Source organism: Myroides sp. C1519, from assembly GCF_038039755.1.
GTDB lineage: Bacteria > Bacteroidota > Bacteroidia > Flavobacteriales > Flavobacteriaceae > Flavobacterium > Flavobacterium phaeum_A.
Genome location: NZ_JBBPHM010000035.1, coordinates 1 through 16459, shown reverse-complemented (window position 1 = coordinate 16459; position 16459 = coordinate 1). Strand labels below are relative to the sequence as shown.

Sequence of the window (16459 nt, the reverse complement as noted above, 5' to 3'; positions counted from 1 at the left end):
AATACACTATCTTATATTTACGTGCTAAAAGTCTACATTAGTTTGAAGACATACATTGTAAAACCTTCCAAACCAGCTACATTTCGACGATAGAATTTTCTTCTATTTATCCAATATATAAGCCCAACTCCAGAGAGTAAGGATAAACTCGATAGTATTAGGATAAAAGTAGCCATATAAATGAAATTTTTGTAAATTACTTGATAATGAGTTAATTGCTAAATTAAACAAATTTAGTTAATCAACTATATTTTAAAATTTAAGTTGACAAAAAAAGCACTGTTTGAGAAAACAGTGCTTTTCAATTGCTTTTAATCATCTTTCTTATGCTTATGTGGTTTAAGAGAAGGCGTATTACCAAGAGTGTCTTTATTGTCTTTTATTAGGCTCTCCAGTTGATTTTGCAATTCTTTTAGGTCCTGGTTTTAATCCCATAATGTTTTAATTTTTTAAAAAAGTTAATACTTTCTAATTTAGTTAATTATACCTAATTATTTAGTTTTTGTTTGCTAATTTTTTTAGCGAAAAATAGTACCCATTGGCAGAGCTTGGCAGATTTATTTTGCCAAGCTTTGTTCATTTGTAATGTTAGCTAACAAATTTAATTAACCTATTAAATTCTAACATTATGAATATAGATCGCACAGAATTCCTTTTATGGATGGAGCGTATTATGACGCGCTTTGATCATTTGTCAGAACATATAAAAGACCTCCCTATAAAAACTCAAACTATAGATGGAGAAGAGCTTTTAGATAACCAAGATGTTTTACAGTTATTAAAAATTAGCCCACGCTCATTACAGCGTTACCGCTCAGATGGTAAACTCCCTTACTATACAATTAGTGGTAAACTCTACTACAAACGCTCAGATGTCAATCAGTTTATCAGAGAATGTTTTAAACATCCTGTACGCAAGATGTAAATAGCAGCTAAAGGCCAAGAGTAACCTTTAAAGCAGACTATTTACTTTGCAAGGTATCTTGGCTTTAGTTTTAAGTTTTTAACTATTTAAAACTATGTATTATGAGTACAGAAAACACAGAAAGACAAGTAGAGCATGATGTGCTTCTTGTTAATGACAAAACAAAAAATAAAATTCAGGTAGTTAAGGGATTAGATAAAGACGGTAAACTTGAAACCGTGCCAGCTACTAAAAAGAATCAAAATCAATTTATGAAAGTTGATCGTCATGGAGATTTCTTTTCAAACTTCTTTTCCAATTTTTTTAGTCAACTAAAAAATCCAACACAATTTACTTTTTTTAGAGTTCCAGAGCTTTTGACCATCAAGATGGCAAATCAAATGCAAAAGGAGTTAAATCAATCGGGAACTACGCATGAGTTGTTTTTAAAGCACCAAGTATCTGACGTTGGTAAAGAACAAAAGAAAGAAAACAAAGTAGCAGAACCCACAAAAGAAGAGGGGCAGTATAATTCTAATAAATTCGATATAAAAGATATTGATTGGAATTCACTCTCAAGACTTGGCCTATCAAAAGAAAAATTGCAAGAAATGGATCTTTTAGATCCTCTCTTAAAAGGTTATAAAACAAAAGATTTAGTAGCTGTAAATCTTGATTTAGGCTCTGCTGTTTTTTCTCTTGATGCGAGACTTTCGCTTCAGAAAAATGCTGATGGCAAAGTTGTAATGGCCTTAGAAGGAGTTAAGAAATATCCAAATCTCAACGTTCCTTTATACGGTCATGAGTTTTCAAAACAGGATAAGCACAATCTTTTAAAAACTGGTAATATGGGTAGAGTAGTGGAACTAACACATCCTACTACTAAAGAGAAGATTCCATCGGTGGTAAGTGTGGATAGACTTACCAATAACCTTGTAGTTACAAGAGTTGAAAAAATGCAACTACCTAAGGAAGTAAAAGGAATCATACTTAGTGAAGAACAACTTCAGACTTTGAAAGAGGGTAAACCACTACTTGTAGAGGGAATGACTTCAGCAAAAGGGAAGCTTTTTAATGCTGAGATTCAGTATAATGCGGCTAAGGGACATATTGAGTTTTTATTTGATAATACTAACAAGCAATCGCAAGCACAGAGTCAAACACCAAACCAATCTCAGTTATCAGATAATTTGAAAACCTTTAGAGGAAAAGAACTTACAGATAAAGAGCAAGCAGAACTATTAGAAGGAAAATCGGTTTATATCAAAGATCTTATTGACAAAAGGGGGAATCCTTATCAAGGATATATTACTTATAACAAAGAAACCAAACAAGCTAACTTCTCGTTTCAAAATCCAAATAAAGAAGATCAATCAAAAGCTCAAACGCAATCAGAAAAGCAATCAGATGAGTCTAAAAAATCAAAAGGACGTAAAATGTAAAGTTGAAAACTATGATTGTGATTCTTGCAGAAAAACCAAGTGTAGCTAGGGAGATAGCTATGCTTGTTGGAGCCAAAACTAAAAAAGAGGGCTTTATTGAAGGAAAAGGATATTGTGTTACTTGGGCTATTGGTCATTTAGTTTCACTTGCCATGCCTGAGGATTATGGATTTCAAGGTTTTAAAAGAGAGACTTTGCCAATCTTACCAAGGTCTTATTTGTTACTTCCAAGAAAGATTAAAAAAGTAAACAAATATACTTCTGATCCAAGTGCTTTAAAACAGCTTAAGGTTATTGATAAACTCTTTAAAATATGTTCTGAGATTATTGTAGCTACAGATGCGGGTAGGGAAGGAGAACTTATCTTTCGCTATATATACCAGTATTTAAATTGTGACAAACCTTTTAAACGATTATGGATAAGTTCATTAACAGAAAAGGCCATTAAAGAAGGTTTACAAAACCTTAAAAAAGGAAATGAATTTGATGGACTTTTCAGAGCAGGTCACAGTAGAAGTAGAGCAGATTGGCTTGTTGGTATAAATGCATCACAAGCGTTAACAGTTTCAATGAATGACTCGGTGTATTCAATTGGTAGAGTGCAAACCCCAACATTGAGTCTTATTTGTAAACGGTATTTGGAGAATACTTCTTTTAAAAAGAAGTTGTATTATCAATTAGAACTGCAACACTCAAAAGAAGGTGTATTATTTAAGTCGTTCTCAACTGATAAATGGGAAGATAAACAAAAGGCAGAACAAACATTTAAACTCATTGAAAAGCAAAGTGAAGTTAAAATTGAAAAAGTAGAAACTAAGACAATCAAAGAAGAGGCCCCACTACTTTTTGATTTAACCTCACTTCAAAAAAGAGCCAATGAGCTGTTTGGTTTTTCAGCAGATGAGACACTAGGTATTGCTCAAAGCTTGTATGAAAAAAAATTTATTTCTTATCCAAGAACATCAAGTAAGTATATACCAGAGGATTTATGGTCTGAGATTCCTAATTTATTAAAGGTTCTTTCTGATGATAGGAGATACAGTAATTTTCTTTTAAAACTTAAGCTATCAAGGCTTAATAAAAAAATAGTTAATGATATAAAGGTAACGGATCATCATGGACTATTAACCACAGACAGACTTCCTTCAGCGATAACTACTAAAGAAGAAAGTATTTATCATTTGATTGCTCAAAGAGTATGGGAAGCAGTATTTGAGCCTTGTGTGAAAAAGCAAATAGGGGTAACCTTAAGTGTTTTGGATTATGAGTTTAGTTTTAAATCGTCTTCAATTATAGAACTTGGATGGAGAGAGGTAAGAAAGGAGTTATCCAATAATGATGAGATAGTAATAGATCTACCAGATTTAAAACAAGGAGATAATCTAAAGATAAAAGAAGTTAAAACTCTTGAGAAATCAACAAGACCAAAAGCTTTATATACAGAGAGTACACTTTTATCAGCTATGGAAAATGCCTCGAAAGAGGTCGAAAATAAGTCACTTCAAAGTGTCATTAAAGACGTTGGAATTGGAACAGCAGCAACAAGAGCGTCTATTATTGAAACGCTTTTAAATAGGGATTATATTATAAGAAAAGCCAAGTCACTTGTTCCAACAGAGAAAGGACTCAAAGTATATGAAATAGTCAAGGATAAGCTTATCTCAGATGTACTGTTAACCGCTAAATGGGAATCAGCTTTTAAAGATATTGAAGAAAATAAAATCAATATGGAAGATTTCCACAGACAGATTGAGGGTTATGCTACCGAGATAACATCGGAGCTTTTAGCTATCAAGCCAGTCACAGAAACAGATCATCTATCTTGTCCAAAGTGTAAACAAAATACACTTCAATTAAGAGAAAAGGTCGTTAAATGTTTGGATACTGATTGTAATTGGGTGTTGTTTAGAGAGATTTGTGGCGTTAAGCTCTCCATTGATGATATCACAGATTTACTTGAACAGTGGAAAACCAAACTGCTAAAAGGATTGATAAGTAAATCAGGAAAGAAATTTGAGGCTTATATTATCTTAAAAGAAGATTGTACTACTGGATTTGAGTTTAAAAGTAAGTAATTAAAACTAAATATACCAAAAGAAGTTATCTAATTCAGATAACTTCTTTTGGTATATACTAATCAAAGAATGATTAGCTATTTCTAAATATATGACCATTTTCATAGGTATAATCACCCATAAATAAATCTCTAGCAAAGCTCTCATAATCAAAATATGATTTTACAAAATCAGATAAATCATAGCATTCATCAATGATTTGATAAGCGAAATCTTCTTCACTATTGTAATATCCTTGATAATCATCTTCAAATGATTCAAATAATGAGTCTATATCATCAGATTCAATATTTGGATTACTAATGCTTATCCAAGCTGAAAAAGCTTCTAAGGTTTTATAGTCTAAATCTGATACTTTTTCAATGATTGAAAAGATATTTTCCGAAAGGCTACTTTCTGAGATTAACTCAGATGGAATATTTTCCCAATCTTGAAACATAAACTCTGGATCTGTTTCATCAGAATGAAGTTCTGAACAACATTCATAAAATTCCTCAATAGAACTAAAGTTACTAAGCTCGATCCAATCTCCTTTAATTGAACTATTGTTATACTTAGCATAAGTACCAACATAAACTTTTGAGTGCATTAAATTTTCCATGATAAATAGTATTATGACCTTAGGGTCTGGTTAATTTCATGGCTATAGAGTTTTGGTTTTTAGCTATGAGCAAGTTTCACAAAATAAATACGCTCATAGAGTGAGGAAGATTTATTGCGGTAATCTATAGGACTTGAACTTGCAAGAGCAAAAAAGCTAAAAAACTTTGCCTAATGAAATAGCAGAGCGTAGGTTGTAATAGAAAAATGAGATATTGTACTAATACTTATGTTTAGTCTTATTAACATGAGAATGCTTTTTATATTTGATACTTAATGTATTTATTGTAGATAATGTGATATTGTTTATTAATTTAGGGGATCTTATCTTAAAAATTTACTTACGAATGAAAACACTATTACTAAATAATAAAAGTTCTGTAGCTTATGATGATTCAAATCCTGAAGACATAAAAGTATTTATTGATAATAAGGAACATGATTTTAAAGGAAGTACTGAAAATAGAATAGATTATGCTATTGTAACCAAAAGAAATAAATATGCTAAAACTCTAAATCATCAGTTTGAGAATTTGGTTTTATTGACAGGTGCAGGGTCTTCTATAGATTGGGGTGTTGATGGTAAGGTCGGCCAATCTATGGTTAGTTTATGGGATGGTGTTGAAGCAGAATTAGGTGTAGAATTATTCCAAAAATTATTAGAAGTCATTAAATATAATGATAAGTGGCCTGATGGAACCATTGTTAAAAACCTAGAGAAAGTTTTATCAATGGCGACGCCTGCGATACCTTATATTACTTCAGATGAAGTTAATTTAGTAGATTGCGTGGATGAAATAAAAATTTTTATTAGAAATGCTTGTATGCTAAATCTTCCAGATAATGCACCACATTCTATTTTGTTGAATAAAATGACAAAAAGAAAGGTTACACTCCCAAGGTTTAAATTGTTTACATTGAATTATGATACAATGTTTGAACAAGCTGCAAGTAAAAATAATTTTACGGTCATAGATGGCTTTTCATTTGGTATTCCTAGAGTTTTTAGTGGGCGAAATTTTGATTATGATATTGTAAGTAGAAATCAAAGTAGAGTTAAAGAAGAAGATAATTTTATAGAAAAGGTTTTTCATTTATATAAGTTACATGGCTCTGTAAATTGGGAGAAAATTGACAATAAAATTTATCAACGTGAAGGAATCGAATTTCCTTTGATGATTTATCCACATCAATCAAAATACGAAAGTTCATATGAACAACCTTATTTTGAAATGATGTCACGATTTCAAAATAGTTTAAGAAAAGAAAATGTTTTTTTAGTAACTATTGGATTTAGCTTTGGTGATAAACACATTGTTACTTCTATTATCGAAGCATTGGAACAGAATCCAAGTTTTCAACTAATGATAATTAATCGTAGTATTGATGAAAGTAATGTCAACTTAAAACCTTTTATTGAAGCAGCTAAAAAATATTCTAATATTTCAATAGTAGCAGAAACATTCGAAGAGTTTTCTAACCATTATCCTGATTTACAAACCTATAATCATGATACAAATAAACAAATAGTTATAAACTTACCAACTGTTTAAAAATGAAGATAAATCCATTTCAACATAGTCATTTTTTAGGATATGTTAATCATGTATCACCTTCTTTCATAAAGATCCATTTTCCTTCTTCAGTTTTAATGAAGTCTTTTTACCATAATTCTGAAATTTTAAAAGGTGGACTTGTTGGGAATTATGTCGTAATTGAAGGTGAAGACAAAGGATTCCTTTGTAAACTATTGGAAATTACTCTGCCTGAAAAAGAAAGGTTGGAACTGAGTGAGAAAACTTTCTCAACTAAGGAATTTCATCCAACAGGTAGATTGGAAGTATTATTATCCTTCGATTTATTTAATCCTTTAGACATTGAAAAAGGAGTTAATTCTTTGCCTTTGATTGGATCAAAAGTTTTTATCTGTTCTTCTGAATTTTTATCAACACATTTTAAGAAGTTTGGAGTCAAAAAAGAAGATTTGGTAACAACACCAACAATTAAATTAGGTAATTTGATCTATGATAAAAATGTACCTGTTGATCTATCTTTACAGGCTTTATTTGGTCGTCATTGTGCTGTTGTAGGAACTACTGGTGGTGGTAAAAGTTATACTATAAGTAAATTTATAGAAGGGATTATACTGGCTAATTCAAAAGCTATAATTATTGATCCAACAGGAGAATACTCTAGTTTTGATACTGATGGCAAGGTTATAAGTACTAAGCTTATTACAGACAGCTATTTTCCTTATCAAAATCTTACAATCAATGATTTATTTGTGTTGTTTAGACCTTCAGGCCAAGTACAGCAACCTATTTTATTAGAAGCAATTAAATCTTTAAAGTTAGTTCGTTGTTTAATTAATGATATTCCTAAGAATTCCCATAATAAAAATGGTCGCCAAAATATTTTTTATTTTAATACAAAGGATGGATTCCAAGCTGTACTTATAGAAAATGAATTGCTTACAAAGCAAAATCAATTTACAGCGCCATTTAATAATGCTAATCATATTTATAAAGAAAAGATTGAAAATTTTAATAACAATGATTTTGATATTTCATTGCTTCATAAGCAAATTGTAAATGAATGTTTTCAAGTTTATAATAACCAATGGACAAGACAAGATGACCGGAATTTAAGTAATGCAACAAGTCTAATTATTAGAATTAACAATATAATTTCAAACGATAAATATAAAGGGATGTTTGGTTTTAGTGATCCTAAAACATCTAACCTAATATCCACGATAGAAGAATTTTTAGTAAATCCAAATTTAAATATATTAAGAATTAGTTTTGAAGATGTTCCATATGATTTTCAAGCAAGAGAAATTTTAGCAAATGCTTTAGGTAGATATTTGTTAAATAAATCAAGAACACTTGTGTTTAGAGATAAACCATTGGTTTTATTCGTTGATGAAGCGCATCAATTTTTAAATAAAAAAGTAAAAGATGAATATTTTGAAAGTACTGAATTAAGTGCTTTTGACAGTATAGCAAAAGAAAGTCGAAAGTATGGGCTGTTTTTATGTTTAGCTACTCAAATGCCTAGAGATATACCAATTGGAACTTTAAGTCAAATGGGTACATTTGTAACTCATCGACTTATTAATCATTATGATAAAGAAGCAATCTCAAGTGCTTGCTCGACAGCTAATAAGGAAACATTGTCGTTTTTACCTTCATTAGGGGCAGGTGAAGCTATTATAATGGGAGTAGACTTTCCTATGCCGTTATCAATTCAAATTGATAAACCATTGATAGAACCAAAATTCGATACCCCGAAATTTTAAATTGTTTCAAAATTTTATAATTAACAGAATGTTTTTGATGTAAAAAATAAGGCGTCATAAGACGCCTTTATCTGCAAATGAGTAATAACTTTCTGATGTTATTATTAAATGATCTAAAAGAGCAATATCAAGCAATTTACTTGCTTGTTTAATTTTTTGGGTGATTTGTCTATCTGCATCACTTGGTTGTAATTTTCCTGAAGGGTGATTGTGTACTAAGATAAAAGCAGTTGCTTTTGCTTTTAGTAAAGCTGCAAATAATAGTCTAATATCTACTATTGTTCCAGTAATACCACCTGATGATATTTCAAGTACACCAAGTACTGCATTGCTATTTGAAAGCATAAGTACTTTAAATTGCTCTAATAATTCAATTTTATTTTGATTCCATGCTTTTAAGGCTATTTGAAAAGCTGAATATGAAGAGTCAATTCTAGGTCTTTCAGATGCTTTAACCTTAGATTTGTAGATTAGCTCTATCTCTGATGCCACTAACCAATTGCTGTTTAAAACTGTAGATTCCATAATATTATATTTTTTAATTAATTATGGAGCAGCTTTAGGTAATGCTTAAGCAAGCTCAAAAAGCAACGCAATAAAGCGTAGACAAGGTCAAGCATTTATGGGGGAATTTTTTGAAAGCGAACCGCGGAGCATTACCTTGCTTAGTGAGAGAATTGATAAAAAATAAAACCACTATTAGCCTGAAGGACTAGAAGATAAGTTTACTTCTTCTTATTAATCAAATGAACCAATTCAGGATCGTTTTCAATGCGTTTTAGCTCTGATTCAATTATTGATTCAACATCAAGTTTAACTTGTCTATAATTCGCTTGAATTGTTTCATTTAAGGTGTTTTTACCCTTAGCATCTAAAAAAGAAGTTATCTGAGGTATCTTTTGATAGGATTTCATTTCTTGAGAGACCTTTTCATTATCAACTACAATCTCAGCGTGAAATATCTTTTGCTCTATACGCTGTTCAAAATTATCAGAGACAGCCCCCACAAACATTCCTTGGGTAAGGGTAGATATTTTAGAAGCAGGAATAAGCGTATCAAGCTGGGTAGAGAAGGAGGTAGAACGGTCATTTCTATTAATGGATATGCTCTGACGCTTTTGAAGTATTTTTCCAAAGCGTTCTGATAAGGCTTTAGCAGTATCTCCAACTACTTGCCCTGAGAAGATATTACCAACTGTGTTTTGAATTACTTTACTTTCTTTATCTCCGTAATCTCTATTAAGTTGTGAAAAATCTTGGAACCCTAAGCATACCGCTACTTTATTACTACGAGCAGTAGCAATAAGATTATCGAGTCCTCTAAAATAGATAGTCGGTAATTCATCTATGATAACAGAACTTTTAAGTTGACCTTTTTTATTGATTAGTTTTACAATACGTGAGTTGTAAAGTCCAAGAGCAGCAGAGTAGATGTTTTGCCTGTCAGGATTGTTTCCGACACATAGTATTTTAGGTTCTTTAGGATTATTAATATCCAAAGAAAAATCATCTCCTGTCATTACCCAGTACAGTGATGGTGATATCATACGAGACAGCGGTATTTTAGCTGAAGCTATTTGCCCTTGTAATTGGTCTTGCGCTCCACCTTCCCATGCGTCCATAAAAGGAGAAAGGTAATTCTCTAAATCACAATAGGAGGTAAGTATGGTAAACACATCTGCATATTTTTTATTTAAAAGCTCAATAGCGTGGGGAAACGTACAATACTTTCCATTTTGATAGATCTTTAAAAACCAAATAATAGCGGCTAATAGAATAATTGGTGATTCCACAAAAAAGTCACCTTGTTTTTGTATCCATGAGCGGTTAAGGTTAAGCATAATGGTATAGGCTGATTCATAAGCATCAGATATATCTGTCATAAACGATGGGTTAATCGGATTACAACGATGACTTCGACTTGGATCATCAAAGTTTATCACGTAGAACTTAGGCGCGATAGCGTATTTATCTTTGTGTAACAGCAGATGATTATAAGCAATGGTCGATAAGTCATCAAACTTAAAATCGTAGATATACATCGAAAATCCTTTTTCAATTTGTTGCTTGATAAAGTTATTCACCACAGCATAGGATTTACCAGAACCAGGAGTACCCAAAACGATAGTTGCTCTAAATGGATTAACAATGTTTATCCAACCGCTGTTCCATTTACCTTTAAAGTAGAACCTTGAAGGAAGGTTAACAGAGTATTCATTTTCAATAAGACGAGTCTCTTGCATAAAACTCTCGTTCTCAAAGTTAAACACATCTTGCATGAGGTTATCTTTTAGGAGTCTGCTAATCCAAGCACCAGATACTAAAAGTAAGATATAGCCTAAGAACGTAGTTGCTATATACAGCATAGCACTCCAATAATATCCAAAATCAAGTAAAAAGAAATTGAAAAAGAACAGACAAAAACCAACTGTAAAAACACCTATGATTTTAAAAACTGTTATCTTTTCATGTTTTACGCCTTTGCCTCCCCACAGGCTTAAAGAGAGTAAAACTAGACAAAAGAGTTTAGTATAAAGTAGATGGGAAAACAGTCCTGCTGTTCGATTAAAGTTAACTAGTATTCTATCTACAACATTGTGTGTTATTCCAAGATTTAGAAAGAAAGAATAACAATACCAGTATAGGTGCATAAGCATAAGTAAAATACTTACTGCTCGCATAAACGCTAAGATTTTAGCAAGCGCTTTTAAATCGTCTTCTGATTGCATAATATGTCTATTAATAATAACGATTTAAAATAAGACTGTATTAGGGAAAGTGCATTGTAATGGAATATATTGGTTTTGTTTGGCTACGTTAGATTGATAGTTTTATTTTAATTAAATTGCTAATATTTAATATCAACAGGATACATAAGATGAGTAAGCAGGAGAGAAGTATTGACTATGTTTATGATAATGAAGAAAAGAGAATAATAGATTTAAATGAGACTATTAAGTCTCAGAAGGATGGTTTTGAAATAAGAAACCAATATAATTCTAATACTATTAGATTTACATGTGTAGAATGTGGGCAAAATCTAGTTTGCGCAAACAGTAGTAAAGACAAAGTTTACTTTAGACATCTACCTCAAGCGACATATTGTGTGTTATCTGATTCTGAACTATTAAATCCAGATAACAATTTAGTGGAGGTGTATAAAATCTCTGCAATTTGTAGAGAAAGTCCGAGGCATAAAGAATTAAAGCATAAAATTGGACAATTGTTGATGAAAGAACCTTTTGTAGCTCCTGGATCAATTGATATTGATTCAAAGTTTATTAAGGGACTAGAAGGTAAAAGAAGACCAGATGTATATTGTGAATATAAAGGATATAAACTAGCCTTTGAAATACAGTTGTCTAGTTTACCATTACACTATATTAAACATAGATATGATTTTTATAAAAATAACGGTATTTACTTAATCTGGATTATTGATTTAAAAAATATGCCTACAGAATTATCTAATTTTCAACGTGATATTAAATACGTTTGGGCACATCAAAATTTATTAAGTGTAGATGACAATGAGGATGATAAACTTGTTTTGGAATGTTATTTTAAAGAACCATTTATTTACAAAAATGAAGTAATCCATAATAGGTGGAATAATGTTAGAATCTCATTAGATAATTTGATTTTTAATATTCAAGAATATTATTGTTTTTATTATCATTTTAACTTTGAGTTGGGGCGGAAAGAAAATGAACTTAGTTACATAAAAAGAAACTTAGAACTTAGGAAAGAGGAAGAGATCAAATCATTAAAGAAAGGAGAAGCGAAGGAAAAGATTATCTCGTTATTAAAGAGGATGAAAGCTTATAGAAGTAGGGGATGGAACTTTTACTCAATGAAAAAAGAGGTAGATAATTTTAGTTATCTTGAGATTGATGCACTAAAGTCTGCTGTGGACTTGAATAAAAAAATAGATGGGATACCTCTGTTTTTATTCTATATAAAACAATATCAATTCGATAAAGAAGAAAAGGAAAGCTCAATGAATATAGTTGAGTTTTTACTTATAACGACAAATTTTGATTTTGATATAAACCTAAAGGATAACTTAGGAAAGGGAATAATGGATTACATCTATAATAATGAGTATTTATTAAAAAGGCTCTATAAGGTTGAAAAATCTATTTTCTATCGTGGTTATCAACCTACTGAACAAGATAAAGATTTATTAATTTTAAAAGGAGGAAAGTTTTGGGATTCAAAGTATTATGAATGGATGTATTATTCTAATTTTAGTAAATTAGAGGAGTTAGATAAAGTACGAAATATACTTAGTTTTCTTTTATTCGTTGAATCTGCAAAAAGAATGCAAATAATTGGAAAGAATCTTAAAAACTGGGTTCAGTATTTGATACTAGTATTAAATCAAAACAAGAGCCTTCATCATTATTTTTCATATGTATTAAATAAAACAGAATTAGGAGCTGAATTAGAAAAAGTAGATAAAAAGAGAACAATAGTAAATAAGCTTAATCGTCTAGTTGACGAAGAAACAGATAAAACATATTATAATATTCTTGTAAAAGTACATCCTGATATTTTTGAGGATTATATAACTTCCAAATTAAACCTCTCAAGGTCATTTTAAAGAGGTTTTTTTAATAGTTTCTTATTTTGATAGAATTAAATAAGAAACTATGCAAACTACCAATAAAAACAAAGGAGGAAGAAAGATAAAATCCAATCCTAAAAAATACAGACATGTTTTCAGACTCACCGAATCTGAAAATCAACGCTTGCTTGCTTTATTTACATCTTCAGGAATGACAAACAAAGCAAGCTTTCTTGTTTCTATGCTTTTAGATAGACAAGTTAAAACAGTCAAAGTAGATGTTGCAGCACTGCAATATCAGGCACAACTGACTAAACTATTTAATCAATTTAGAGCAATAGGAGTGAACTACAACCAGATTGTAAAGCTATGTAATCAATACTTCTCTGAAGACAAAGCGAAACGTTCTATCTCAAAACTTGAAGAGTATACCAAAGACTTATCAAAGCTTTGCTATTACATTATCAAGTTAACCAAAGAGTTTGAAGAGAAGTATCTTAATACTAATCTATAAGTTATGATAGCTAAGATTGGTAAAGGAAATAATCTTATTGGAGCTTTGTCCTACAATCAATTAAAAGTTGATAAAGGACAAGGCTCCATTTTGTTTACAAACAACTTGCCTGAACCAACTAGCATATCAAACTATATCACTCAACTTTACAAACACTTTGAACCTTATTTACTTTTAAATAACAAGACTGAAAAAGTAGTACGACACATTTCTTTAAATCCCAATCCCAATGATAAAATGGATGATACGACTTTAAACGAAATAATTAAACAGTATATGGATAGTATGGGTTATGCAGATCAACCTTATATTGTCTATAAGCATAGTGATATAGAAAGAGAACATATCCATATAGTCACAGTTTGCACTGACTTAAAAGGAAAGAAAATTGATGATAAATACGATCATCTAAAATCAATGAAAGTTTGTCGAGAAATTGAAAAGAAGTTTAATCTAACCTCTTCTATAAATCAAACAAAAGAGGAATCTAAACAAATTCAATTTACACCAGTAGACTATTCTAAACATAATTTAAAAGTTCAAATAGCTTCTGTAATACGATATATACCCAAGTATTATAACTGTGAAAGTCTAACAAGTTATAATGCTTTATTATCTCTATTTAATATAAGAGCAGAAAGAGTAGAAGTATCTTATAGTGGACAAACAAAACAAGGTTTAGTGTACTTTGCCATAAATGAAAAAGGGGAGAAGGTAAGCAATCCTTTTAAGGCTTCCCTTTTTGGAAAAAATGCAAGCTATCAAAATCTTGAAAGTCACTTTAAAGCATCAAAAGAAAAACTAAAATCTTTACCCAATAAAGAGAATTTTAAACATAAGATCGAGATAGCGTTAAACACAACGAACTCACAACAAGAATTTAAAGAAGAACTATTGAATCATGGAATAAACGTTGTTATCTTTCATAACAAAGATAATCGTATCTATGGTGTAATTTTTATCGACCACAATTCTAAAAGTGTCTATAAAGGCTCTGATTTAAGTAAAGAGTTGTCAGCTAATACACTGAATCAAAAATGGAGTAGTAGGACAGAAGAGCAAACTAATTCAATTTTAATACCTTCTCAACAGAATAAGACAAATGAATCTATTGAATTACATCCAATGTTTGAGTACTTATATTCTGATACAACCAATTTTAATAACGAAGAGTTTGTATCATTTTTTAATCTTTTAAACAATAATGAGGAGATAGATTATGAAGAGTTGAGTTTTGAACAAAAAATGAAACGAAAAAAGAAAAAAAGAAATTTATGAGATAATATAGTATTGAATTTTGGTATTATTCTAAGTCCTTTTAAGAAGAGTTGAGAGAGTTGATCTCTATATTAGGGAGTGTAACACAAACTGTGTCAGTTTCCGTTTCCTAGCTTTGGGGCTTAAGCCCCAAAGCTAGGAAACGGAGTTTTTTTTTACGGTTGTAATCTATCCCCAAATTTAATATACAATTGTGACATTGTCAACCCCCAATTATGAATAGGCATAGTCCATTTTTTAGAGACCTCTGTAATAGCTAAAAACATTAATTTTAAAAGCGATTGTTCAGTAGTAAAGGCTCCCTTAGTCTTGGTTACTTTTCTTATCTGTCGATGCATAGCTTCAATAGCATTAGTGGTATATATTGCTTTTCTGATATGAGGGTCAAAATCAAAATAAGTTGACAAATGTTCCCAATTATCCAACCATCCTTTAGCGGCTAATGGATAATTCTTTGCCCATTTTTCTTCAAACTGCAATAATCTTTCATAGCCTTGTTCTTCACTTACAGCAGTATATATAGGTTTAAGATCAGCAGCCACTGCTTTCTTATCTTTATGAGGAACAAAACGCAGACTGGTTCTTATTTGATGAACAATACAAAGTTGTACTTGTGTCTTAGGAAATACAGCTTGTATAGCTTCAGGAAAGCCTTTTAAACCATCCACACAAGCTACAATGATATCTTGGACACCACGCGCCTTAAGATTAGTTAATACTGAAAGCCAAAACTTAGATCCTTCAGTTTCTCCAAGATAAACTCCTATTAATTCTTTCTTCCCCTCTTGATTAACTCCTAATATATTATACACTGCTTTAGATGTAACAATACCTTGTTCTTTTACTTTATAAAACATACAATCTAAGAAAACAAAGGGATATATAGCTTCTAAAGGGCGATCACGCCACTCTTTCATTGCAGGTATAACTTTATCAGTTATACGCGATATTTCTGTGGCTGAAATATCCATGCCATACATTTCCATGATATAACCCGCAATATCACGAGTACTACTGCCTTTAGCATATAGGCTAATTACATTATCTTCTAATTGATCTGTGATAATAAGTTGACGTTTGGGTAACACCCTGGGCTCAAAGGTTCCATTGCGATCGCGATTAGATTCTAATTCAATAGAACCTGACTGCATACTTCGAACAGTTTTAGTAGTCTTGCCGTTGCGACGATTTGGAATCCCTTTAGCCTTTTCTTCTTCCAAATGATTCTCTAGTTCACTTTCTAACATAGTCTCAAGGAAGTGTTTTAAAAGGGACCAAAAACACCATCTGGACCTCCCATTTTCTTTCCTTGATAAATATCAGCCATTGCTTGTTCTTTAAAACTCTCGAAATCAAATCTTTCCTTTTTTTGTTCTCTGCTCATTTTACTAATGTACATATTTTATTATACAATTATTTTAATGACACAGTTCACGGGACACCCTCCTATATTAGGTATTTAACTCTGTAAAATAAATTAACTTACAGGATTTTTCTTTTTTTGAGACCTTTACAGGGTACTAATTTAGTATTGTCTCTTTTTTGTGTTATAATCTTTCTTTAATAAATGGGGGACTTAAAAAAGCCTATTTAAGTTACTTACTTCAATTTATAATTTTTTCACATTAATTTCATGTAACATACCTAAAACAATTATTAACCTAATCTAAAGGGATGTGTTATATTTACACTATTAAAATATTCTATTATAAATACAAGGTGAAGTCATCTTGACTTTTTAGTTTTGTAAAACTTTTTCAGTCCTATAACAATAA

At 30.9% G+C, this 16459-nt stretch carries 11 protein-coding genes and 1 pseudogene; 8 read left to right on the top strand and 4 right to left on the bottom strand.

What is annotated here, in order from left to right:
* The first annotated feature begins 628 nt into the window (after positions 1-628).
* The 3 genes from AABL81_RS13195 (at position 629) to AABL81_RS13185 (ending at position 4421) form a co-directional block, all read left to right on the top strand.
* Positions 629-925: a helix-turn-helix domain-containing protein gene (locus tag AABL81_RS13195; RefSeq protein ID WP_341341289.1), complete on the top strand. Its 297-nt coding sequence runs from the start codon at positions 629-631 to the stop codon at positions 923-925.
* A 101-nt stretch (positions 926-1026) separates the two neighbouring features.
* Complete coding sequence (locus AABL81_RS13190; RefSeq protein ID WP_341341288.1) at positions 1027-2346, top strand: DUF3945 domain-containing protein; 1320 nt, start codon at positions 1027-1029, stop codon at positions 2344-2346.
* Positions 2347-2357: 11 nt separating this feature from the next.
* Positions 2358-4421: a type IA DNA topoisomerase gene (locus AABL81_RS13185; RefSeq protein ID WP_341341287.1), complete on the top strand. Its 2064-nt coding sequence runs from the start codon at positions 2358-2360 to the stop codon at positions 4419-4421.
* A gap of 73 nt (positions 4422-4494) precedes the next feature.
* Here the strand turns inward: AABL81_RS13185 and AABL81_RS13180 are convergent, their stop codons facing one another.
* On the bottom strand, positions 4495-5022 hold the full coding sequence (locus tag AABL81_RS13180) for an antirestriction protein ArdA (RefSeq protein ID WP_341341286.1): 528 nt from the start codon (positions 5020-5022) through the stop codon (positions 4495-4497).
* 346 nt (positions 5023-5368) lie between these two features.
* Between AABL81_RS13180 and AABL81_RS13175 the strand changes: the two genes are divergently transcribed.
* Together AABL81_RS13175 and AABL81_RS13170 are read left to right on the top strand one after the other, a co-directional pair.
* On the top strand, positions 5369-6574 hold the full coding sequence (locus tag AABL81_RS13175) for an SIR2 family protein (protein ID WP_341341285.1): 1206 nt from the start codon (positions 5369-5371) through the stop codon (positions 6572-6574).
* 2 nt (positions 6575-6576) lie between these two features.
* Entirely contained in the window at positions 6577-8322 is a 1746-nt protein-coding gene (locus AABL81_RS13170; RefSeq protein WP_341341284.1) for an ATP-binding protein, read from the top strand.
* A gap of 54 nt (positions 8323-8376) precedes the next feature.
* On the opposite strand, the gene AABL81_RS13165 is transcribed toward AABL81_RS13170, so the two are convergent.
* Both AABL81_RS13165 and mobC read right to left on the bottom strand, forming a co-directional pair.
* Positions 8377-8847: a JAB domain-containing protein gene (locus AABL81_RS13165; RefSeq protein ID WP_341341283.1), complete on the bottom strand. Its 471-nt coding sequence runs from the start codon at positions 8845-8847 to the stop codon at positions 8377-8379.
* Between the two features lie 200 nt (positions 8848-9047).
* Positions 9048-11051, bottom strand: coding sequence for a conjugal transfer protein MobC (gene mobC / locus AABL81_RS13160; protein ID WP_341341282.1), 2004 nt, complete (start codon positions 11049-11051; stop codon positions 9048-9050).
* Between the two features lie 149 nt (positions 11052-11200).
* On the opposite strand from mobC, the gene AABL81_RS13155 reads away from it, so the two are divergent.
* Genes AABL81_RS13155 through mobB form a run of 3 tightly spaced genes read left to right on the top strand, consistent with a single transcriptional unit; the run spans position 11201 to position 14684 of the window.
* Positions 11201-12928, top strand: coding sequence for a DUF6035 family protein (locus tag AABL81_RS13155; protein WP_341341281.1), 1728 nt, complete (start codon positions 11201-11203; stop codon positions 12926-12928).
* Between the two features lie 49 nt (positions 12929-12977).
* Entirely contained in the window at positions 12978-13406 is a 429-nt protein-coding gene (mobA, locus tag AABL81_RS13150) for a conjugal transfer protein MobA (protein WP_341341280.1), read from the top strand.
* Positions 13407-13409: 3 nt separating this feature from the next.
* Entirely contained in the window at positions 13410-14684 is a 1275-nt protein-coding gene (gene mobB, locus AABL81_RS13145; protein ID WP_341341279.1) for a conjugal transfer protein MobB, read from the top strand.
* A 155-nt stretch (positions 14685-14839) separates the two neighbouring features.
* Here the strand turns inward: mobB and AABL81_RS13140 are convergent.
* Positions 14840-16068 (bottom strand): annotated as a pseudogene (locus AABL81_RS13140) (IS256 family transposase).
* Positions 16069-16459: the final 391 nt, after the last annotated feature.